Origin of the sequence: Bacillus sp. 7894-2, from assembly GCF_002272225.1 — a bacterium.
Lineage (GTDB): Bacteria > Bacillota > Bacilli > Bacillales > Cytobacillaceae > Cytobacillus.
Genome location: NZ_NPDG01000110.1, coordinates 33,276 through 55,567 on the forward strand (window position 1 = coordinate 33,276; position 22,292 = coordinate 55,567).

A 22,292-nucleotide genomic window follows, 5' to 3' on the forward strand; every position below is an offset into this window, starting at 1 on the left:
AAAGGGGGGATATCGTATGTTAACAGGATCCTTAACACCGTTAATTGTGCTGGGATTAGTAATTTTATGGGTTTTGGCAAGACTTATTTCACCATGTTTAGCTGACAGACTTAGGGATAAAATTTGTAGTCTTTTAGGTTGTCAAGCTCCTCAAAATAGTTAAAAAGTTGAGTCCTTTGAAACCCTGGTAATTGTCCAGGGTTTTTCAATGTGTTTTCCATCGTTCTGCATTTTTTTGTATGTTTGTCCATTCCATTTATTGAGCTTCTGCATAATATAGGATAGAAACTATGAAAGGCGGGCTAATTATGGACGAACCTGCTAAAGGGAAAGATGCATTTGAGGATTCGGATCATCTGGAAAAGCTGGCAGCTGGACTTCTGAAAGACGGACAGACTATAGATTTTAATTCATTATTGAGTTTGGCCGGTAAAATTATTAATGATGATTCTTTACTGAATCTGTCAGAAGGTTTAAAAGTGGATGAGGAAGAAGCTGCTGGTGATGAAATCAGCGAAAATGGAGACATCGAATACGTAAAGAAACAAATGGCCTCTTTAAGAGCTGAACTGATAACTCTCAAAAAAGAGGTCAGTGAATTAAAAAAACAAAACGAATCTCTGATTGGCATTTATATGAGACTTATTAAAGCGGCAAATCAAGATTTTCAAAAAGGTGTCGGGCTCATTACAGGATTAAGCAAGCTAATAAAATAAGAGCATTAAAGCATTGCTTTAACCAAGTGATGCTTTTTTGTTTAACATCTTACTTTATTAGTTTAATAAACTCCAAACGGAAAAATAAAAAGTAAGATTTGTTAAATGAAATACTGTGAAATAAAAAATTTCGAAGTCCGATAAAAAAGTATTGTGCAAGGCAGGAAAATCATTGATAATCTTTTAAAGATAGAGTGATACTCATCTATACATTTTTCTGATGAGGGGGAGTACATTGAAAATTCGTGTATCCGCTGTGCAGTATCATCTGCATACCATTCGTTCATTTGAAGAGTTTGCAAACCAATGTGAGCATTATATTAAAACTGCCCAGGAGTTTGGGTCTGAGTTTGTTTTATTTCCTGAATTTTTCACGACACAGCTTTTATCCATTGGAAGCGAGCAGGGAACAAGTCTGACCATTAACGAACTGCCTGGTTTTACTGAACAATATAAAAACCTATTTTCCAATTTTGCTAAACAAACAAACATGCATATAATCGGCGGTACACACGTTATTAACAGAGATGGACGCCTTTATAATGTGGCACATTTATTTTATCCGGATGGGCGGATTGAAGAACAGGCAAAACTGCATATCACGCCTACTGAAGTCCATGAGTGGAATATGTCACCTGGAGAAGGCCTTCGTGTATTCGATACAGTTAAAGGCAGAATAGCCATTCTGACGTGCTATGACATTGAGTTTCCGGAAATTGTCCGTATGGCAAAAGCCAAGGGAGCAGATGTTATTTTCTGCCCTTCCTGTACAGACGACCGTCATGGGTTCCACCGTGTCCGCTATACAAGTCATGCCAGAGCAATTGAGAATCAGGTATATGTTGTGGTTACAGGAACAATTGGCTCCCTGCCTACTGTCGATTTTATGCGTGCCAATTTCGGGCAGGCAGCCGTCATTACACCGAATGATATTCCATTTCCGCCTAAGGGGATTATGGTGGAAGGCGAGCTGAATGACGATATGATTGTGACTGCCGATCTTGACCTTAGCCTTTTATATGAAGTCCGTGAGCGCGGTTCGGTTACGACCTGGCGGGACCGAAGAACAGATCTGTATGTAGACTGGGAAAAAGAAAATATCGAAGGATAGCATATGGCATATCGAAGCGAATTTTTTGTGTTTGACGGGGATAAGCCGGTGCCGGCTGTAATCAGAAATTATACGAAAGAGGATTTTGATCAGTTAATAGACATTCAGGCGGAATGCTTTCCGCCGCCTTTTCCTTCAGATTTATGGTGGAATCGTGAACAGCTCGCTAACAATGTAGAACTTTTTCCGGAGGGTGCACTTTGTATTGAGGCTGATGGAGTATTGGCAGGGTCCTTAACCGGGCTGATTGTTGATTTTGATCCTTCACACCCACAGCATACATGGGAAGAAATAACCGACGGCGGTTATATACGCAATCATAAACCTCAAGGCAATACATTATATATTGTCGATATCAGTGTCCGGCCTCGTTATCGTAAACTAGGTCTTGGCAAACTTTTGATGCAGTCTATGTATCAGACTGTCATAAACCTGGGACTTGATCGATTGCTAGGTGGAGGACGGATGCCCGGCTACCATAAATACGCCCATGAAATGTCAGCCGAGGGCTATCTCGAGCAACTGATCGACGGAAAAAAGAAGGATCCGGTCATTACATTTTTGCTGAGATGCGGAAGGACACCGCTTTGTGTTGCAGAAAATTATTTAGAAGATGAAGAATCACTTAATTATGGAGCCTTGATGGAATGGAAGAATCCTTTTAAGAATATGCGTTTATAATTCGGCAAGAAGCCCTTTTTTGAAGGGTTTTTTAATTTGAAGTTTAGCGGGCACACTGAAAAGGTAAAGAATATTATAATGATGTTCAAACCGAAATGAGGGATCCGTTCATGGTTGTAAAAAGAATAATTAAAGCTTTTATAGTAAAACAAGGTGCAACTATAGTAAAGAAGTATGTTGTTCCGGCAGTAAAAAGAAAGCTGAAAAGCAGGAGATAAATTGCTGCAGGCATCTTCCATTGGGAGGTGTTTTTTTTGGGACAAAAGAAATATATTACTCCTTGTAAACTAGTGATATAGAAGGGAACAGAATTTGTCTTATTATGTAGAAATAATAGGAAAAATTGCAGATATTAAAAATTCTGAATTTTCTTTAATATAGAAACTGCAGTATTTCGGGACGCTTAAATTCTAAAGTTTTCCGATTACATAGGCAACACAAATAAGGAGGAATAAATTTGACAAAGAAAATCCTGATTAAAACAGCATTAGCAGGGGCGCTTGTACTCTCTGCCGGAGGGACAACTGCATTTGCACATGATGAGTTCAGCGGAGGTATTGAAAAAGGCGATAGTCTGGCCGGAATCGAATTAGCGGTTCCATTGCTTGAAGGAAGCAAGAATACAGGTAATCTTCAAGAAGTGGCTGCTGTTCCCCTGAAAGAAGTTAAAGAGGGGGTACAAAATTCATCGGGTGATGTTTATGCGCATAAAGGCTTTGCTTATGTAGGCACACATACAAAAAATGGCGGAGAAGGCGGTGTCCGCGTATTTGATATGAAAGATCCTTCAAATCCTGTGGAAGTGTCGTCATTTGCTCACCTTCCAGGGACTTGGCAGGAAAAAGTGATTGTGAAAACGGTGAATACAAAGCATTTCAAAGGGGACTTAGCCGCAGTCAGCGTTCAAAAGGTCGACCGCACCAACCTTGATGCAAAGGGAGGATTTGTATTATATGATGTAACAAATCCAAGGGAACCGAAAGAGCTGGGGTTCTGGGAGGATACTTCCGGTGCGAGAGGAACACATGAACTTTACCTGACAGTACAGGGGAATAACGTTTATGTGCTGACAGCAAACTGCTATGCAGATCTTTACTCTCATGGTGAGAAAATGGATGTTAATATTGTTGACGTTTCAAAACCATCGGAACCTGAAACCATCTATGAATTTAATCCGCGCAATTATATTCCTGAAGTAAGTGATGAGAATTATGACGGGTATAATTGGACTGATGAAGAAGGAGTTAAAAGGGCAGCATTTGCACATAGCGTCAAAACAGATGGAACCGGGAAAACAGCTTTCCTCTCCTACTGGGATTTAGGAACAATCATGCTTGATATCAGTGATGCCAAAAATCCGGTATACCTTGGCAGAACTGATTTTGCCAATGATGTTCAGGGAGCTGCCCATTCAATGGATTTAGCAAAAGGCGGGAATGTCCTTATTGAAACAAGGGAGGTATTCGGACCTACTAGAGAGGGCTTTGAAAGTGCCTATGGGTACACCATGATTTATGATATTAAAGATAAAACAAATCCAAAGCTGCTAAGTACGTTTAGAACGGATTTCACTGAGAAGATTCCTGGTGGTGCGACGGTCCACGATCCTAAAGTGCAGGGGAACACATTGTACCTCTCCCATTATGCTGGCGGAGTAAGGACAGTAGACATTACTGATCCATCTAATCCCGAGGAAATTGGTGTTTATATTCCAAGCAAATCTAATATTTGGGGTGTATTCGTAGATCGCAATTATGTACTTGCATCTGATATGGGTTCCGGCCTTAAAGTTCTGCAGAAGAACGGAAGCCATTAATGCCAAAAACAGGAGTTCTCTAAAGGAGGCTCCTGTTTTTTTATTTTGTTAAATAAAGGTTTTGTTAGATGTGAACCTAAGTTTAAACATAAGTTATCAATTCAATTCTAAATGACAGAGTTATTTTCAGCTTTCCCTTTTCGCGGCCAAACTGTATAGCTGAAGCTGATGGCAAAATCGATTGCAAGAACCAATGTCCACATTTTTATTAATCCCCGCAGGTTTTCTGTTTGCTCTGGATTTCCTATGAAGAGGATCATGGCAAATAATAATACCAGACCAATGATCCATGCGAGGAGATGTCTGTACCACCCATTTCTTTCTCTCCTGGCATGTTCACTGCCGTACTTTGAAGGCTTTACCGGTTTAGAGCCATTTCCAAACTTATAGGCAAATCTTTCATCAGCCCATTGAACCATCTGTTTACCGTATGCGACAGTGATACCGATATAAATTGCCGCGATGCCATGGAAAATGCTGGCTTCGGCCCCTCTGTGCAAATCAATTGCAGTTGCTGCGATTAGAATCAAATCAATCAAAGGTGTGCAAAGCAAAAGCAGACTGCCTAATGTTTTTTTTCTCAAAATATATCTTGCCGTTAAACCTGCAGCAACGAAAACCCAAAACCCAATCTCACAGGCGATTATCAGCCAGCCGATCATATAATCCACATCCTTTTTTTTAATACACTTGTGTTATAAAAAGTAATATAACACAAGTGTATTAAAAAAGCAATTGGTGCTATACTATATTTATGCCTAAAAAAGTTGATCATGAAAAACAAAAACATATTTTAGCAAAAGCAGCATGGCGGGTGATTAAAAAGGAGGGCATTGAAGGAGCTTCCGTACGGAAGATAGCAGAGGAAGCAGGTTTATCACCAGGTTCACTGCGTCACTACTTTTCAAATCAAAGTGAGTTATTGGCTTATTCTATGAACTTAGTTTCAGAAAGGGTGAAAATAAGAATCCAGAATGCACCATTTACAGAAGATCATTTTGAAAATATGATACTGGTGCTTGGCGAGCTGCTTCCTTTAGATGAAGAACGGAGATTGGAAATGGAAGTCTGGATAGCATTTAATATTAAAGCTCTTGTTGACCCGAATCTTGCAGAACTCAGCAGCCGTGTATACGATGAAATGAAGGAAGGCATCCGAAAAGTCATTGAGGGGCTGAAGTTAATGGGTATATCCAGGTCTGATTTGAAAGCTGCAGAAGAGGTGGAACGACTTTATGCCTTGATTGATGGCCTCGCTCTCCATGCTGTGATGAAGCCTGATCTTTTTACTGAAAGTAAAATGAAAGGGATTATTAGAACTCATTTGGTATCATTATGTAAAAATGAATCCGATAAAAACAGCTGAAAATTCAGCTGTTTTTTCTTTTGTCTATTTTTAAGAATGCAAGGGCATAGCATCCAATATCATTAACTAAACGTTTAACTTTTTCCTGCAAGGGTACTGAAAACCAAAGAAACTGATTCATTGAAAGGATGATAGATTTGCCGCCATCACTCAATATAAAGATAAATGGTATAGAAATGAAGGCAGAACAGGATCAAACCGTTTTGCAGTTATTAAATGACAGCTCGATCGAAATTCCTCAGGTCTGCTTCCATCCCAGCCTGGGAGCAATAGAAACCTGTGATGCCTGCATTGTTTCCGTGAATGGAGAACTTGTGCGGTCATGCTCCACGAAAATTAAAGATGGAGACGTAATCGATACGGTGGAACCTGATGTAAAACAGGCGCAGACCATTGCCATGGATAAAATTCTCTTTAATCATGAGCTGTATTGTACGGTTTGTGATTATAACAATGGGGGATGTGAAGTACATAATACGGTTAAGGCGATGAAAATCAATCATCAAAGCATCCCTTTTGATCATAAGCCATATGAAAAGGATGAATCTCATCCATTTTACAGATATGACCCGGATCAATGCATTCTTTGCGGCAGATGTGTGGAAGCCTGTCAGGATGTCCAGGTTACTGAAACCTTAACAATTGATTGGGAGAGACAGAGACCAAGAGTTATTTGGGATAATGATGTGCCCATTAACGAGTCCTCCTGCGTTTCCTGTGGACACTGCTCCACTGTTTGTCCGTGTAATGCCATGATGGAAAAGGGGATGGAAGGCGAAGCAGGGTTTCTGACTGGCATAGCCAAAAACACCCTTCGTCCAATGATTGAAATCACTAAAAATGTTGAAACAGGGTATGGCTCCATCCTGGCGATTTCCGATATGGAAGCTGCTATGCGGGAAGAGAAAATAAAAAAGACCAAAACCGTCTGCACATATTGCGGGGTCGGCTGCAGCTTTGACGTATGGACAAAAGGCCGCGAAATATTGAAGGTTGAGCCTCAGGCAGAAGCGCCCGCCAATGGCATTTCTACCTGTGTAAAAGGGAAATTTGGCTGGGACTTTGTAAATAGTGAGGAACGTTTAACCAAACCGCTAATCAGGGAAGGCGATTCATTCCGTGAAGCAGAATGGGACGAAGCTCTGGACCTGATTGCCCGGAAATTTACAGAAATCAAAGAACAGCATGGCCCGGATGCGCTAAGCTTTATTACCTCCTCAAAATGCACCAATGAAGAATCGTATCTCATGCAGAAGCTTGGCAGGGCGGTTATAGGAACGAACAATATTGATAATTGTTCAAGATATTGCCAGACTCCTGCAACGGTAGGCTTATTCCGGACAGTTGGATATGGCGGTGATGCAGGTTCTATAGAAGATATTAAAAACTCCGCATTAGTGCTGATAATCGGCTCCAATACATCGGAATCCCACCCGGTTCTTTCCACCAGGGTAAAACGATCCCAGAAGCTTAACGGCCAGAAAGTTATCGTGGCTGACTTGAGGGAACACGAAATGGCAGAGCGTTCTGATCTGTTTGTGCGCCCTAGAGCCGGTACTGATATGGTATGGCTTTCTGCCATTACGAAATACATCATCGATCAGGGATGGGCAGATGAGATGTTTCTGCAGGAAAAAGTAAACGGTCTGGAAGAATTTACAGCAAATCTGGAGAAATATACACTTGAATTTGCTGAAGAAACAACCGGTATATCCAGAGATAATCTTATCAAAATGGCAGAAATGATTCATGAAGCCGATAGTGTTTCTGCATTATGGGCTATGGGTGTCACACAGCATCTGGGAGGCAGTGATACAAGTACAGCCATTTCAAATCTCTTGCTTGTAACCGGCAATTACGCCAAGCCTGGTGCAGGTGCATATCCTTTGAGAGGCCATAACAATGTGCAGGGGGCAGGAGACTTCGGAAGCAGTCCTGATAATTTGCCTGGTTACCAAAAGGTATCAGATCCTGATGTGAGGAAGAAGTTCGCAAATGCCTGGGGTGTAAACCTTCCTGAAAAAGCCGGAATGAATAATCACGAGATGGTAGAAGGAGTTCATGAGGGACAGCTGAAAGCGATGTATCTGAAGGGCGAAGATATGGGGCTTGTGGATTCAAACATCAATTATGTGCAGGCTGCATTTGAGAAGCTTGATTTCTTTGTTGTCCAGGATATTTTCCTATCCCGTACAGCTGAGTTTGCAGATGTTGTTCTCCCGGCAAGTCCAAGCCTGGAAAAGGAAGGAACCTTCACGAACACAGAAAGAAGAATCCAGCGTCTATATCAGGCGTTTGAACCACTTGGAGATTCAAAGCCGGATTGGCAGATTATTACTGAAGTTGCGAATCGCCTGGGAGCAGGCTGGACGTATACTCATCCAAGCGAAGTAATGGCTGAAGCAGCTAAGCTTATGCCTCTATACGCAGGCGTTACCTATGATAGATTGGAAGGCTATAATAGTCTGCAATGGCCAGTCGCTGAGGATGGAACCGACACTCCCCTCCTCTATACGGATGGCTTCCCGTTCCCGGATGGCAAGGCAAGACTTTTTCCGGTAGATTGGACTCCTGCTCTGGAATTCCCAGCGGAATATGATATCCATGTCAATAATGGACGTCTCCTGGAGCATTTCCATGAAGGGAATATGACATATAAGTCAAAAGGAATCAGCTCTAAAACACCGGAAGTGTTCCTTGAGGTTTCACCTGAGCTGGCCAAAGAGCGAGGCTTGAAGGACGGCACGCTAGTTCGCCTCTCTTCACCGTATGGCAATGTTAAAGTTAAATGCCATATAACCAACAGGGTTAAAGGAAAGGAAGTTTACCTTCCGATGAATGATAGAGGAGAAGCGGCCATAAATTTATTAACAAGCAGCTATGCCGACAAGGATACTGATACACCGGCATATAAGGAAACAAAGGTAAAGCTTGAAATTCTAAGTGAAGAAGGCAGCAATCCGCTTCCTAGAATTAATCACCGCTATGGTAATCCGCAGCCGCAAATAGGTGTAAATGTCCAAAAGAAATGGGAAAGGAAAGATTATATTTTCCCGGGAGAATTGGTGAAAAAGGAGCGGAAGCAGCATGGCTAAAGCGATTAATAACATCAAGCGTTTTGAATTGTCACCCGAGGATAAACGAAAAAAAGACCTGGAAGAAGTGGAGAATGCCCTCATAGAAAATAAGGAACCTATACTTGAGCTTCTGACAGCGGTCGGACATATGCATGACCGGGGAGTCCTCTCATTATTGAATGGCCTGTTTGGACAGGGAGATAAAGTTTTAAATGTCCTTGTTAAAGCATTAGACAAACCAGAAGCAACAAATACAATAAAAAACCTGCTTCTTATGGTTGGAACCCTCGGTACCATAAATGTCCAGCAGCTTGAACCCTTGCTGTTAAAATTAAATTCTGGTATTGCAAGAGTAGCGGATTATAAAGAAACCGACGAAAAAACAAGCTACTTTGATCTTGTCAGGGCACTGAAAGATCCGGAAGTCAATCGGGCAGTTACCCTCCTGATCACCTTCTTAAAAGGAATGGGAGAAGATACAAGCGCTATGGAAAGAAACACCCAGCTTCCAGAAGATCAGAAATTACACAAAATGGAAAATAACGAAAGTGATGTTCCTCCAAACAAAAGAGAATGAAAGAAAGCCAGTGACCGCTAATCAGGTCACTGGCTTTTTTTATCGAATACAAATAATAGGTATATAGACTCAAATTTTTACAATATTATCTTATAAACCAAAAATATAGCAGAATTTTGTGGAAAAATGGAAAACCATGTACTAGAATTGCAATAAGGATAGATAAATAGGTGAACCCAATACATACATCATTTGAGAAGATATTAGAAAGAGGGTAATGAAGTGGGCATCATAAATGAAGGTAGTTTCATTGAAACAGTCCACATGAAAGGGTTACAAATCTCCCTGATTGCTTCGGGGGATGGGACAGAGGTTATTTATCACAGGCTGGAGCCAGATGCAAGGTGGGGACTGGAACCCTTAGAAGGCGGTGAATCGCTGGAATATCTTCATATGCTATCCGGTGAACTGCTACTAAAAGATTCTAATGGGGAAAAAACGTTAAGACCTGGTGATTCGTTCCAAAGATGCCCTGTTACTGAACATCATATTTTTCAATCAATAGGTCAATCTGAATTTTTATATGTAACATCTAATCCAGTATTTCATTACTATAGCAAAGTGACAAATGAATTAAGAGAGTTGGTCATATCAATTGAAGAAAAAGATGGATATACAAGTGACCATTGCGATCGAATTACTAAAATGTCAATGCTCATGGCTGACGCGCTTGATTTAAATTCCCGGCAAATTTTGAAACTTAATCTTGCTGCATTCTTGCATGATATAGGAAAAGTAAAGGTGCCACTGGAGATTCTTCAAAAACCGGGTAAATTAACCTCTGATGAGTGGGAGTTAATGAAACAGCATTCGACGTTTGGACGCGAAATATTACAAGAAACAGGGCTGCCGAGTTTAATAGAAGCAGGAGAAGTGGTAGAGCAGCATCATGAAAGATTTGATGGCACAGGGTATCCCATAGGACTTAAAGGGGATGAAATTGCAATAGAGGCTGCCATTATTTCCGTTGTAGACTCATTTGATGCAATGACTACTGATCGTGTTTATCAGAAAGGCAGAAGTGTAACTGAAGCAATAGATGAACTTATACAAAATCGGGGTACCATGTACAATCCAGAGATCGTTGATACATTTATTAAAATAAAAGAAAAATTAGTGAAAATTTGAAGGGGGAATAATAATGAAGAAAGCAGCAATTGTTCTATTAAGTTTGATGTTATTACTTGTATTCAACGCGAAGACGTCGGAGGCTGCATATTTACCTGAATATGATAAATATGTAGAAGTGTCTTATGAACAAGCTAGATATATTGCCGATTTAATGGGTCTCCAAGATTATGAATTAGGAGAAGAAACAGCAAGGTTGTCATTTGAATTGCAGGAAAAGTTGATTGTAAAGATAGAAAAAATCCTGAAAACGGAAATTGACCATTATTACATCTGGTTAACCGTAGATGGAGAAACGGTTCTGGGTATAGATCCTCCACATCCAATGTTTTAGGAGAAAGCAAGTTAAAGCGTATGCTTTAACTTGCTTTTTGTTTTCCTGTACTAATGGCAAAAAGTCTATTAAACGTTCTTCTCAAAAACTATTCTTTCAGGATGCGAGTAAACATTAAAAGACTGACCGCGAATAAAGCCAACAGCTGTAATATTCAGGTCTTCTGCCAGCTTGATGGCTAAATCAGTCGGTGCTGATTTTGATAGAATGATGCCAACGCCAATTTTTGCCGCTTTAAGCAGAACTTCAGATGAGATTCTGCCGCTGAATGCAATGACTTTATCCCTTACAGGAATCCTGTTCTCAATGCAATACCCAAGGATTTTATCCAGAGCATTATGCCGCCCAATGTCTGTTCTGCTGAGGATCATTTCATCTGCAGAGTATAAAGCCGCATTATGCACTCCGCCAGTTTCATGAAAAGTCATGCTGCCATCCTGAAGCTGCTGCATAAATGAAATGCACTGATTGGGAGTCAGGGTCAGCTTTGATGTAGAAGTCCTGGCTGTCCTGGCATCGTTGTGAAAGTAAAATTGCCTGCTCTTTCCGCAGCATGAACCGATAAATCGTTTAGAGTGAAACTCATGGCTTGCTGTAGAAGTTTGGGTATGTAATTCGACATAAGCAAATCCCTTGTTTTCATCTATTTGAATACTCTTTATTTCCTCATATCTTCTAATAAAGCCTTCAGAAGCCAAAAAGCCGATTGTCAATTCCCGAATGTTCGAAGGGCTGCAGACCATCGTTGCGAACTCTTCTCCGTTGAGATGAATTGTGAGCGGATGTTCAGAAACAATAGAATCTTCTGCTTCCTGCAGGACATCATTCTCAAATCTGACAATCTTTCTGCTGCTAATATCCATAATACTTCCTCCTAGAACCTTTCGACTAACAAAATATTAGCATATAATTTCAGTAATACAAGAAATTAAGATTGTATGGTTTGACAATTATTGTATTAATTGATTAACTTATTAAAGTGTGTACGGACTTATATAAATGAGATTATACATGAAATAAGAGTATATGAGGGCTGGAATATGAACAAATATGAAGCTGAATTCAGTAACTTAGTGCGCTCCTTCAGGAAAAAACATATGGGCAAAGGACCAAGCAAAGTCAGGACTACGTTCTGCAAAAATTGGGCTATTTGTGAAATGGAAGGGAATTTATCTCCTGTAGAAAAATTTATAGCGAGTGCAGACGAAGGGAAACAAATGCTTCGGGCTGCCAGAACTGAGATGGTCAAGGAAATGTATAAAAAGAATCGGCCGGCAGAAATGGAAGATTTTTTGCAGGCAAGGCTAATAGACCTTTTTGTGGATATTGATATAGAACGGGATTTTGGAATGTCAGTATTTGTATTCGATCAGGACATTCAAAGCAAGTTTATGGAATAAAAAGACTGAAATCTGGAAGATATATTCTGGATTCCAGTCTTTTTTATTTTTTTAGTATCCTTCTTATATCTCACATTCGGTTTCTTTGTTGTGTAAAATAGGGAATTATGTCACATAAGAATGGCGAAAAAAGGGGTTTAATGTCACGTTTGAAATATTTTTGTAATATTACTCTAACAAGTCTGTCAAATAAGGATGGTATAATCCTCCATGGAAAGACAAATTTACTAGAGACGATACTGAAAAGATAAACATAGATAAATAGTTTGATAAACGGCTGTATAATAGACCGAGTACATATTAGAAAGCAGGGTAATGACTTTGAAAAAAAGACTCCTCGTTTTAAATACGACAATTATTCTTGGGCTTGGAAGCGCTTTTTCAATCCCGGGTGTAAATGCTGAATCAATTAATAAGCTCGAGAATCAAAAAAGCCAAATCCAGCAGCAGCGCTCCAATTTGCAGGCTACATTGGCTGAAGCTGATAAGGAACTGGTAAGTGTACTTGAAGAAATTGCAGAGTTAAATGCTAAAATTACTAAAGTTGAAAAAGCAATTGAAGATAATAATAAATTAATAGCAGAAACGGAAACTAATATTGCCAGCACAAAAGCCGAAGTAGATCAATTGAAGGAAGACATGGCGATTATCCAGGAAAGAATTGAAAAGAGGAGTGCGATCCTTAAGCAGCGTGCACAATCTTTCCAGGAAAGCGGCGGAACCGTTGCATACCTGGATGTTCTTCTTGGGGCTTCCAGTTTCAGTGATTTCGTTGACCGTGTCGGTGCAGTAACTACGTTTGTTCAGGCGGACAAAGAATTACTGGAAGAGCAGGAACAGGATAAAAAAGCTTTTGAAGAAAAGAAGGCTGCAGTGGAAGAAGAACTTGCAGGATTAACAAGCATGATGACTGAATTAAAAGGCATGCAGGCTACTATGGAAGAGCAAAAACAGCAAAACAGCTCCTTAATCCAGCAGTTAAAAGAAAAGGAAAACTCTATTGCCGATAAAAAGGCAAAGCTGAAGAGTGAAGATGTCAAATATGCATCCTTGATTGCTCAAATTGAACAAAGCATTGCGGCCCAGACAGCACCGGCAGCCCAGTCTGAGACTTCAACACCATCTCGCTCAGCTGCTGTGAATAAGCAAAAACCTGCTGCCCAGAAAACAAAAGGCTCAAGCACCTCTGCACCAAAGCCAAGCGTTAATGGCGGAAGCGCAATCAGCATTGTTACAACTGCAGGTAATAAATATATCGGTAATTCTGTTTATGTGTTTGGCGGCGGCAGAAATGCTTATGATATCGCAAATGGAAGATTCGATTGCTCAGGCTTTGTACACTGGTCGTTCTCCCAGGCAGGAATCAGTGTTGGAGCTAGCACAGATTCCCTTAAATTTGCTGGACGCCAGGTTTCAGCAAGCGAGATGAGAGCAGGAGACCTTGTTTTCTTTGATACCTACAAGAGGGACGGACATGTAGGCATTTACCTCGGCGGCGGTAAATTTATCGGTTCCCAAAGCTCTACGGGTGTTGCGATTGCAAATATGTCAAGCGGCTATTGGAAAACTAAGTTTAACGGCCGTGTTGTACGCGTGATAAATTAATGAAATGGACCTGACTTCCATGTGAAAACGTGGAAGTCAGGTTTTTTTGTTTGATCCTATTTGAGTCAGAGGCAGAACCAGGTTGGACTTAAGTTATCGAATTTGCAGCTACTGAGTCAGAAGTTACTCCAGGTTCGGACACAGTTTACAAGATTTCCTCTATTTGAGTCAGAAGTTCCCCCAGCGCCCAAACAAAAACCCCACCCATTCAAACTTGCGAATTTTTAATAAATTCAAAATATTTTATTGATTATTACAATTAAGCATGATTAAATAGTAAATAACAAACAACTTATCAGATATGTGATGTCTGTAAAGGAAGGAGTCGTGAGGATGGATGTGAAAAAGATCTCAACGCGAAAAATATCTGAGATTGCTGCTGAGCAAATTGAAGATATGATTGCCAAAGGATCCTTTAAACCTGGAGATAAGCTCCCTTCAGTAAGAGAGCTGTGTGAATTATTTGGTGTCGGACGGTCAGCTGTCAGAGACGCCTTAACCTCTTTGCAGGGCAAAGGGATTGTGCAGGTTAAGCAGGGGGAAGGCACTTATATAACCAGATTTGATTCCTCAAAGCTGTTTAACAATCTGCATTTGCATCCGGATATAAAAGACATCCAGGAGTTGTTCCAGGCAAGAAAAATGGTGGAAACAGGGCTTGCTGAAATGGCAGCTGCCAATCGATCGGAAGAGGATTTGGCACTGATGAAGGAGCAGATTTCCGATGCAGCCATCCATGGATGGGAGGAGGATTACCAGTTTCATATGGCGATAGCCCGTGCAGCAGGTAATGATATCCTTATACAATTTGTGCAGTTCATTTCTGAAACATTGAAAAAGTCCATGATTGATTTTCATCATTACCTCGAAACACGGCCTGACATTGCGAGAAAAATTGAGGAACAGCATTTGGAAATCTATTTGTCTATTAAAAATAAGCAGCCCGATCAGGCATATAAAAACATGGTTGACCATTTGGAATTGGTCGAAAAGCTTTTGCAGATGAGTATCCTTCAGGAGCAATGATGTTTTTTTGAATAATACCAGAAACATTGTTTGTTATTACGAAACAAGAGGCGGTGGATAGGTTGATTGCAGCAGAATCGATAAGTGCATTAAAAACTTATTTAAGAGAAGATCAGATAGTTCAAAAAAAGGACTCAAGCCCGTTTGGCAATTCTGGAAATATGGTTGTTTTTCCGGAAACAGAAGAGGAAATTACAGCAGTCCTTAAGCATGCTGATTCGAATGGTTTAACCATCAACATTATGGGCGGGGGCACAAAACGGGGGTTCGGTGGCTTAACCGAAAAAACGGATATACTTCTATCGCTTGAAAAATATACAGGGATTGTGGAACACACGCCCGGTGATATGACTTTAACAGTAAAAGCGGGAAGTCGCTTTAAAGACCTTCAGAATTATCTGGCACAGCATAATCAAAAAATATCACTCGATCCTTGTTGGCCTGAAAATGCCACAATAGGCGGGATCATTGCAGCAAATGAAAGCGGACCCAAAAGATTGGGCTACGGTTCAGCCCGTGATGCAGTCATTGGTTTAAGGACTGTTTACCCTGATGGAAAAGTAATCCGATCTGGTGGAAGAGTCGTAAAAAATGTGGCCGGCTATGATATGAATAAACTATTTATAGGGGCAATGGGCACACTTGGTGTCATTTCTGAAATCACCTTAAAGCTTCGCCCTATACCTAAATGCGAGAGCCTGGTTCTTGTTTCGTTTCCAAAAGGAAATCTGGAGGAAATTAAGGCTTTTGCAGTGAAGGTTTTGGATTCTATGATTGAACCTGTCTCGCTTGAACTGCTGAATCCGGCACTTTCTGATAAGCTTGCAGGAATAAACACCTACACTATAGCAATGTGTTTTGAAGATGTGGAAAGCTCTGTACGCTATCAGGAAGAATTCGTTAGAAATATGATGCCTGGTGATGCGGAATTGTTAATAAATCCAAAGGATAAAGCGGATTTGTTCTGGGACCGATTTTACACGCACATCCCCAATGGCTTAGATGGGGAATTGCCAATCCAAACAGAAGCATCCATTAAAATTGGAACTGTAAATCTTGAAGCGGTGAGCGTATTAAAGGAAACGGAACTGCTTCAGGACCGTTTTAATGTACAAATCGAGTCACATGGAGGTCTTGGCCATGGATTGAGTCAAGTGACCATTAGAGGTGCAGAGTCTGATGTCGCCAATGCCGTTGCCCATGTAAGGCAAATCGCTGAAAAAGCCGGCGGGTATGCGATTGTCAAGCATTTGCCCTTGCATCTTCGGAAACAAGTGGAGGTATGGGGCAATAAACCTTCTTATTTCTTTTTGCTGCAGGGCATTAAAACAAAAGTTGATCCAAATAAAACATTAAATCCAAACAGGTTTATAGGAGGGATTTAAATGAGCGTGCGGGAACTCGATTTAAAGCAAGAACCGCCATGTACTTCAGGATTGGGAAATTATTTATGGAGCGATCCGCCCGATGAAAACAAATGGGCTGACTGTGTCCATTGCGGCATGTGTCTGGAATCTTGCCCGACATATGAACAGACAGGCCAGGAACAGCATTCCCCAAGGGGGCGTGTTCACTTAATCAAATCAGTGGCAGAAGGGAAGCTCCAAGTAAATGAACATTTCATGGACCCGGTGTTTCAATGTCTGGATTGCCGCGCCTGTACAACTGCATGCCCGGCTGATGTCGATGTTGGGGGGTTAATTGAGGAAGCACGGGGCCAGATTCGTCAGGCAATGCCATTAACAGGTGTAAAAGGAGCCATCAGCAAGTTTTTTCTTCACGATCTTTTCCCGCACCAGAATCGCTTAAATACGCTCGGCAGCCTTCTGAGATTCTATCAAAAAAGCGGCATGCAAAAAGCCGTCCGAAAAACTAAATTAATCAATGTCATGCCGCAGCACCTCGCAGATATGGAAGCCATCATGCCTGAAGTGAAAGAGCCTGTTAAAAAGAAATATAAAGACGTAAAAGTAATAAAAGCAACAGGGGAGACAAAGCAGGAAGTTGCCATGCTGACCGGCTGTGTAATGGATGTCATGTTCAGTGATATTAATGAATCCACTATCAATGTACTGACCAGGAATGGTAGTGATGTTGTCATTCCCCAAAACCAGACGTGCTGCGGTGCCCTGCATGTTCACGCGGGAGACCGCGATATGGGCAGGAAGCTGGCAAAGCAGAATATGGAGGCATTCAAGGACTTTGATAAAGTGATTGTTAATGCTGCAGGCTGCGGGTGCATGATGAAGGAATACGCAGAATTATTTAAGGAAGATCCGGAAATGCATGCAAAAGCGGAAGAGTTTTCGGAAAAGGTAGAGGATATTTCAAAGTTTCTTCATGAAACAGGCTATGAAAAGCCAAAGGCTGAGATGAATACCAGAATTACGTATCATGATGCCTGCCATTTAGCGCATGGACAGGGGATTCGTCAGCAGCCGCGAGATATTCTTCTTGATATTCCCGGTGTAGACATGGTTCATATGCCAAATTCAGACCGCTGCTGCGGAAGTGCAGGAATCTACAATATTACCAATCCGGAAATGGCCAATGCAGTCCTTGAGAGCAAAATGGAGAATGTTCCCGATGATGTGGAAATGATATCGATGGGGAATCCCGGCTGTATGCTGCAGATGGCAATGGGAGTTCAAAAATACGGCAGAAACCAGAAAATCGTCCATACTGTCCAGCTTCTGGACTGGGCTTATCAAAAGGAAGACGGTATGAGGGAGGGAGAAGAGTGAAAGCAAAAGACCGGGTTAAATCAAAGGACAAACACATCTTAAATTTGGCTGATTTCGTTGGCGGTGCCCGTTCCATTCTTTACCTGAAGGAAGATCTTGTGGCCTATGACTGTGACGGCTTTACGATTCATAAACATTTGCCGAAGGCAGTGGTTTTTCCTAAAAACACACAGGAAGTGGCGGAGATTGTTAAATATTGCTCTGACAACGATCTTCCCTTCCTGGCAAGGGGAGCAGGAACAGGCCTCAGCGGGGGAGCCATACCGCTTAATGGGGAAATCATTATCAGTATGGTCAGGATGAAAAAGCTTATCAGCGTAGATCTGGAAAATCGCCGTGCCGTTGTAGAGCCTGGATTTGTCAATCTGAAACTCACCAATTCCATATCTGATAAAGGATATTATTACGCGCCAGATCCATCCAGCCAATATTGCTGTACAATTGGGGGCAATGTCGCAGAAAATGCCGGCGGTGCTCATTGTCTGAAATACGGAGTTACGACAAACCATATTCTTGGACTCGAAGTGGTCATGCCTAATGGAGAAATAGTGGAAATTGGCAAAGACGGTATTCCGGATGCTCCGGGTTATGATTTGCTGGGTCTGATTACAGGCTCTGAAGGAACCCTCGGCATTGTTACAAAGATAACAGTCAGGGTTCTGAAAAATCCTGAAGGAAAACAGACCGTTCTTGCCTACTTTGATCGGGTTGATGATGGAAGCCAGGCTGTATCAGACATTATTTCTGCAGGTATAGTGCCGGCAGCCCTCGAAATGATGGATAAAACTGCGATTGAAGGGGTGGAAGCTGCTGCTTTTCCCGTTGGCCATCCAAAAGATATCGAAGCAGTTCTCCTGATTGAAGTGGATGGAATTGCTGCGGGAATTCAGGAACAGATTGACCAGATACTTGAGGTATGCCGAAAGAGGCATGTCCGTGAAGTCCGGGCGGCCGGAAGTGAGGAGGAAAGAGCCAGATGGTGGGCGAACCGGAAGACGGGCTTTGGTGCCATGGGAGCCATTTCTCCTGATTATCTGGTTCAGGATGGGGTTATTCCCCGAAGCAGGCTGCCTGAGGTTTTAAGCAGAATCAATCAGATCAGCAATGAATCGGGATTGAGGATTGCGAATATTTTCCATGCAGGAGACGGAAATCTTCATCCCCTTGTACTTTTCGATGCACGGATACCAGGAGAATCAGAGAAAGCACTTGAAGCAGGAAGCCAATGTCTGAAGGTATGCGCGGATGTTGGAGGGACCATTACTGGAGAACATGGTGTCGGTATTGAAAAGCGGGAAGAAATGCGATTTGTTTTCACGGAAGAGGAAATTGCTGCCCAGACAGAGGTTCGGGAAGTCTTTAATCCCAATAATCTTCTGAATGCAGGAAAGCTGTTCCCATCGCCGGGCAGATGTGCGGAAGTTAAAAAAGAGATGAAGGCCCAGGCAATTTCATAAAAAATAGCCAGACTTCTCTGGTGAAAGGCTGGCATTGATATCAGAGAAGCATAAAATTGTGTGAAAATTATTGAAATTACTTTTGAAAACATGCTATTATTTTTTTAAGAGAAAGTCTGAAACGCTGTTTCGTAATAAGAAACAGCCGAAATCAAAAGAAGCAATCAAAGGAGGAAAATGAATAAATGGAGAACTATGTGAAAACAGGAAGCCTGAAGGTTGCAAGGGAGCTCTATGAATTTATTAATTCCGAGGCTCTGCCGGGAAGCGGCGTGGATCAGGAGCAATTCTGGTCAGGTTTGGAAGCGCTTATAAATGATCTGACCCCTAAGAATAAAGCATTGCTCGCAAAGCGTGATGAAATTCAGCATAAGCTGAACACTTGGCACAGGGAAAACCAGAATTTTGATTTTAATAGCTATAAGTCATTTTTGGAAGAGATCGGCTATCTTGAGCCAAAAGCCGAGGATTTTAAAATTACTACAGAAAATGTGGATGAAGAAGTAGCTGTGAAGGCCGGACCGCAATTGGTCGTTCCAGTTAATAACGGGAGATATGCGATCAATGCAGCAAATGCCCGGTGGGGAAGCTTATACGATGCACTATATGGAACCGATGCAATCAGTGAAGAAAATGGGGCAAATAGGGACGGCGGATATAATCCTGTAAGGGGAGAAAAGGTTATTGCATTTGCCAGGGAATTCCTTGACCAAACCGTTCCTCTCTCAAGCGGTTCGCATAAAGACGCTGTACAGTACAAGGTTGATGAAGGGAAACTGGCAGTTGTGCTGAGCAATGGGGAAACTGCAAAACTAAAAGACGAAGCAAAGTTTGCCGGATACCAGGGAGATCCGAATCAGCCCTCTGCGGTACTCTTAAAGAATAATGGCCTTTATTTTGAAATTCAGTTTGACAGAAACCACCCAATTGGAAAAACGGATGATGCCGGGGTGAAGGATGTTTTACTTGAAGCTGCAATTACCACAATTATGGACTGTGAGGATTCAGTAACAGCAGTTGATGCTGAAGACAAGGTACTTGTATACCGCAACTGGCTCGGTTTGATGAAGGGTGATCTTTCTGCAGCCTTCACAAAGGGCTCTAAATCAATGACACGTACATTGAATCCAGACCGGTCATATGTGTCTCCTGAAGGAAAGGATTTCTCATTATCAGGACGCTCATTGATGTTTGTCAGGAATGTCGGACATTTAATGTCCATTAACGCTATTTTGGATGCAGAAGGTAATGAAGTGCAGGAAGGGATTCTCGATACGGTAGTTACTTCCCTGATTGGGAAGCATACATTGCTTGGAAATGGACCATACCAAAACACATCTGAAGGATCCATTTATATTGTTAAGCCAAAGATGCACGGTTCCAAAGAGGTTGCTTTTGCAAACGAGTTATTTGACCGGACGGAAGATCTGCTTGGACTGGAGCGGAACACACTGAAAATTGGTGTAATGGATGAGGAGCGCCGTACATCCTTGAATCTTGCTGCCTGTATCCGTGAAGTAAAGGAGCGCATTGTTTTCATAAACACGGGATTCCTTGACCGTACCGGGGATGAAATGCACACTTCCATGGAAGCTGGCCCGATGATCCGCAAGAATGATATGAAAGCCACAGCCTGGCTAAAAGGCTATGAAAAATCCAATGTCAATACAGGCCTTGAAACAGGCTTCCAGGGACGTGCGCAAATTGGAAAAGGCATGTGGGCTATGCCTGATATGATGGCAGATATGATGGAGCAGAAGATCGGCCATCTGAACGCCGGCGCCAATACTGCCTGGGTACCGTCTCCAACTGCTGCCACCCTTCATGCCTTGCATTACCATCAGGTAGAAGTTCAAAAGGTGCAAAACAAGCTGCTGGAGGAAGTTTCAAACCTTCGGGATGAAATTCTGCAGATACCAGTTGCAGAAAATCCGCAATGGACTCAAGAGGAGGTCCAGGAAGAACTGGAAAACAACGCACAGGGTATTCTCGGATATGTGGTACGCTGGGTTGAGCAGGGCATCGGCTGTTCCAAAGTTCCTGATATCAATAATATTGGTTTAATGGAGGACCGTGCGACATTAAGGATTTCGAGCCAGCATGTTGCAAATTGGCTTCACCATGGCATCTGCACGAAGGAACAAGTGCTTGAGACACTTAAGAAAATGGCTAAGGTAGTTGATGAACAAAACAGTGGAGATACCGCATACCGCCCAATGGCAGCTGATTTCGATCAATCGGTTGCATTCCAGGCAGCATGTGACCTTGTTTTCGAAGGCTATGATCAGCCAAACGGCTATACAGAACCAATCCTGCACCGCCGTCGTCTTGAAGCGAAGTCCAAATACGCTGTTAAACAGTAATAATTTCAGAACAGGGCATGTAGTTGCCCTGTTTTTCTAAAGATCTGCAGACTTAAAGTTATCGAGGGGAGAGGAATAAAATTGAAATTTACAAGATTTGAAGTTCAAGGAGCAGTACATACAGGAGTATTAGAAGACGGTATGATTAAAGAAATTAAAGGGGATATTTTCGGAGATTGGGAGTATACAGGCCAGAGCTTTTCGCAGAATGAAGCAAAACAGCTTGCACCCCTGGTTCCTAATCAGATCATAGGAATTGGAGCCAACTATGTGTCCGAAAAAGCGGATTTGCCTGAGACTCTCCCTGAAATTCCTGTATTCTTCTTCAAGCCTGTATCTTCAGTTATTGGACCAGATGAGGATATTATCATTCCTGAAGGCATTGAAGAGGTGAAATTCGAATCAGAACTGGCTGTCGTCATTGGCAGAGAAGCAAAAAATGTAGCAGAGTCAGATGTACTTGATTATGTTTTCGGCTACACAGTGGGGAATGATGTTACTGCTCCGCAATTTTTCCATAATGATGGACATTGGACAATTGGCAAATCCTTTGACAGTTTTACTCCGCTGGGTCCCGTAATCGAAACTGAACTGGATCCGTTTGAGATAAAGGTTGAAGCAAAATTAAACGGCACAGAAAAGCAGAACAGCAGCACAGATCTTATGATTATCCCAATCCGCAAAATGATTTCATACCTGTCTAACGTCATGACACTGAAGCCGGGTGACGTAATCCTTACAGGAAGTCCTGTTGGAGCTGAGATGGTCAGGTCTGGTGATGTTATCGAATGTGAAATCAAAGAGATTGGAACACTGCGCAATACATTTGCAGTGGCACGTGAAAGCGCAAAAACGGTATAATTCAAGTAGATTGAATTATGGTATTTGCAC

19 protein-coding genes are annotated in these 22,292 nt (G+C 41.9%); 17 read left to right on the forward strand and 2 right to left on the reverse strand.

What is annotated here, in order from left to right; all coding sequences use genetic code 11:
• Positions 1-308 precede the first annotated feature (308 nt).
• From CHI10_RS16650 to CHI10_RS16665, 4 genes are all read left to right on the forward strand, one after another.
• Positions 309-716 (forward strand): hypothetical protein, encoded by a 408-nt coding sequence (locus CHI10_RS16650; RefSeq protein ID WP_286137425.1) that lies wholly within the window; start codon positions 309-311, stop codon positions 714-716.
• A 235-nt stretch (positions 717-951) separates the two neighbouring features.
• Positions 952-1,827: a carbon-nitrogen hydrolase family protein gene (locus CHI10_RS16655; protein WP_076259159.1), complete on the forward strand. Its 876-nt coding sequence runs from the start codon at positions 952-954 to the stop codon at positions 1,825-1,827.
• A 3-nt stretch (positions 1,828-1,830) separates the two neighbouring features.
• Positions 1,831-2,508, forward strand: coding sequence for a GNAT family N-acetyltransferase (locus CHI10_RS16660; protein ID WP_095245346.1), 678 nt, complete (start codon positions 1,831-1,833; stop codon positions 2,506-2,508).
• Between the two features lie 457 nt (positions 2,509-2,965).
• On the forward strand, positions 2,966-4,324 hold the full coding sequence (locus CHI10_RS16665) for an LVIVD repeat-containing protein (protein ID WP_095245347.1): 1,359 nt from the start codon (positions 2,966-2,968) through the stop codon (positions 4,322-4,324).
• Positions 4,325-4,431: 107 nt separating this feature from the next.
• Here CHI10_RS16665 and CHI10_RS16670 read toward each other — a convergent pair whose 3' ends face one another.
• Positions 4,432-4,986 carry a hypothetical protein gene (locus CHI10_RS16670; RefSeq protein ID WP_095245348.1) on the reverse strand — a complete coding sequence of 185 codons (555 nt, stop codon included), beginning with the start codon at positions 4,984-4,986 and terminating at the stop codon, positions 4,432-4,434.
• A 92-nt stretch (positions 4,987-5,078) separates the two neighbouring features.
• Between CHI10_RS16670 and CHI10_RS16675 the strand changes: the two genes are divergently transcribed.
• The 5 genes from CHI10_RS16675 (at position 5,079) to CHI10_RS16695 (ending at position 10,806) form a co-directional block, all read left to right on the forward strand.
• Positions 5,079-5,690, forward strand: coding sequence for a TetR/AcrR family transcriptional regulator (locus CHI10_RS16675; protein ID WP_095245349.1), 612 nt, complete (start codon positions 5,079-5,081; stop codon positions 5,688-5,690).
• A 128-nt stretch (positions 5,691-5,818) separates the two neighbouring features.
• Positions 5,819-8,785, forward strand: coding sequence for a formate dehydrogenase subunit alpha (gene fdhF / locus CHI10_RS16680; RefSeq protein ID WP_095245350.1), 2,967 nt, complete (start codon positions 5,819-5,821; stop codon positions 8,783-8,785).
• A complete protein-coding gene (locus CHI10_RS16685) occupies positions 8,778-9,344 on the forward strand; it encodes a helical membrane plugin domain-containing protein (RefSeq protein WP_095245351.1) in 567 nt (188 codons plus the stop codon). The genes fdhF and CHI10_RS16685 overlap by 8 nt, the downstream gene beginning before the upstream one ends.
• Positions 9,345-9,566: 222 nt before the next feature.
• Positions 9,567-10,472, forward strand: coding sequence for an HD-GYP domain-containing protein (locus tag CHI10_RS16690; protein WP_095245352.1), 906 nt, complete (start codon positions 9,567-9,569; stop codon positions 10,470-10,472).
• 13 nt (positions 10,473-10,485) lie between these two features.
• Positions 10,486-10,806 carry an 8-amino-7-oxononanoate synthase gene (locus tag CHI10_RS16695; RefSeq protein ID WP_095245353.1) on the forward strand — a complete coding sequence of 107 codons (321 nt, stop codon included), beginning with the start codon at positions 10,486-10,488 and terminating at the stop codon, positions 10,804-10,806.
• Positions 10,807-10,874: 68 nt separating this feature from the next.
• On the opposite strand, the gene fdhD is transcribed toward CHI10_RS16695, so the two are convergent.
• Positions 10,875-11,669, reverse strand: a complete 795-nt coding sequence (fdhD, locus tag CHI10_RS16700; RefSeq protein ID WP_095245354.1) for a formate dehydrogenase accessory sulfurtransferase FdhD — start codon at positions 11,667-11,669, stop codon at positions 10,875-10,877.
• A gap of 177 nt (positions 11,670-11,846) precedes the next feature.
• Between fdhD and CHI10_RS16705 the strand changes: the two genes are divergently transcribed.
• The 8 genes from CHI10_RS16705 (at position 11,847) to CHI10_RS16740 (ending at position 22,262) form a co-directional block, all read left to right on the forward strand.
• The gene (locus tag CHI10_RS16705; protein ID WP_035329572.1) at positions 11,847-12,206 is read left to right on the forward strand and encodes a Na-translocating system protein MpsC family protein; all 360 of its coding nucleotides are present in this window, start codon (positions 11,847-11,849) and stop codon (positions 12,204-12,206) included.
• A 315-nt stretch (positions 12,207-12,521) separates the two neighbouring features.
• Positions 12,522-13,811 (forward strand): C40 family peptidase, encoded by a 1,290-nt coding sequence (locus CHI10_RS16710; RefSeq protein ID WP_095245355.1) that lies wholly within the window; start codon positions 12,522-12,524, stop codon positions 13,809-13,811.
• A 333-nt stretch (positions 13,812-14,144) separates the two neighbouring features.
• Positions 14,145-14,837, forward strand: coding sequence for a FadR/GntR family transcriptional regulator (locus CHI10_RS16715; RefSeq protein ID WP_095245356.1), 693 nt, complete (start codon positions 14,145-14,147; stop codon positions 14,835-14,837).
• Between the two features lie 62 nt (positions 14,838-14,899).
• Positions 14,900-16,222 carry an FAD-binding oxidoreductase gene (locus tag CHI10_RS16720; protein ID WP_095245357.1) on the forward strand — a complete coding sequence of 441 codons (1,323 nt, stop codon included), beginning with the start codon at positions 14,900-14,902 and terminating at the stop codon, positions 16,220-16,222.
• Complete coding sequence (locus CHI10_RS16725) at positions 16,223-17,581, forward strand: (Fe-S)-binding protein (protein WP_095245358.1); 1,359 nt, start codon at positions 16,223-16,225, stop codon at positions 17,579-17,581. It abuts the gene before it with no gap.
• Positions 17,578-19,038, forward strand: coding sequence for an FAD-linked oxidase C-terminal domain-containing protein (locus CHI10_RS16730; RefSeq protein WP_095245359.1), 1,461 nt, complete (start codon positions 17,578-17,580; stop codon positions 19,036-19,038). The genes CHI10_RS16725 and CHI10_RS16730 overlap by 4 nt, the downstream gene beginning before the upstream one ends.
• Positions 19,039-19,223: 185 nt before the next feature.
• Positions 19,224-21,401: a malate synthase G gene (locus CHI10_RS16735; RefSeq protein ID WP_095245360.1), complete on the forward strand. Its 2,178-nt coding sequence runs from the start codon at positions 19,224-19,226 to the stop codon at positions 21,399-21,401.
• Between the two features lie 81 nt (positions 21,402-21,482).
• Entirely contained in the window at positions 21,483-22,262 is a 780-nt protein-coding gene (locus CHI10_RS16740; protein WP_095245361.1) for a fumarylacetoacetate hydrolase family protein, read from the forward strand.
• Positions 22,263-22,292 lie beyond the last annotated feature (30 nt).

What these genes read in the sequence shown, in the direction of transcription:
- CHI10_RS16670 (WP_095245348.1), bottom strand. Translation starts at nt 4,986, where the DNA reads ATGATCGGCTGGCTGATAATCGCCTGTGAGATTGGGTTTTGGGTTTTC.
- fdhF (WP_095245350.1), top strand. Translation starts at nt 5,819, where the DNA reads ATGATAGATTTGCCGCCATCACTCAATATAAAGATAAATGGTATAGAA.
- CHI10_RS16660 (WP_095245346.1), top strand. Translation starts at nt 1,831, where the DNA reads ATGGCATATCGAAGCGAATTTTTTGTGTTTGACGGGGATAAGCCGGTG.
- CHI10_RS16710 (WP_095245355.1), top strand. Translation starts at nt 12,522, where the DNA reads ATGACTTTGAAAAAAAGACTCCTCGTTTTAAATACGACAATTATTCTT.
- fdhD (WP_095245354.1), bottom strand. Translation starts at nt 11,669, where the DNA reads ATGGATATTAGCAGCAGAAAGATTGTCAGATTTGAGAATGATGTCCTG.
- CHI10_RS16675 (WP_095245349.1), top strand. Translation starts at nt 5,079, where the DNA reads ATGCCTAAAAAAGTTGATCATGAAAAACAAAAACATATTTTAGCAAAA.
- CHI10_RS16650 (WP_286137425.1), top strand. Translation starts at nt 309, where the DNA reads ATGGACGAACCTGCTAAAGGGAAAGATGCATTTGAGGATTCGGATCAT.
- CHI10_RS16725 (WP_095245358.1), top strand. Translation starts at nt 16,223, where the DNA reads ATGAGCGTGCGGGAACTCGATTTAAAGCAAGAACCGCCATGTACTTCA.
- CHI10_RS16705 (WP_035329572.1), top strand. Translation starts at nt 11,847, where the DNA reads ATGAACAAATATGAAGCTGAATTCAGTAACTTAGTGCGCTCCTTCAGG.
- CHI10_RS16685 (WP_095245351.1), top strand. Translation starts at nt 8,778, where the DNA reads ATGGCTAAAGCGATTAATAACATCAAGCGTTTTGAATTGTCACCCGAG.
- CHI10_RS16715 (WP_095245356.1), top strand. Translation starts at nt 14,145, where the DNA reads ATGGATGTGAAAAAGATCTCAACGCGAAAAATATCTGAGATTGCTGCT.
- CHI10_RS16735 (WP_095245360.1), top strand. Translation starts at nt 19,224, where the DNA reads ATGGAGAACTATGTGAAAACAGGAAGCCTGAAGGTTGCAAGGGAGCTC.
- CHI10_RS16695 (WP_095245353.1), top strand. Translation starts at nt 10,486, where the DNA reads ATGAAGAAAGCAGCAATTGTTCTATTAAGTTTGATGTTATTACTTGTA.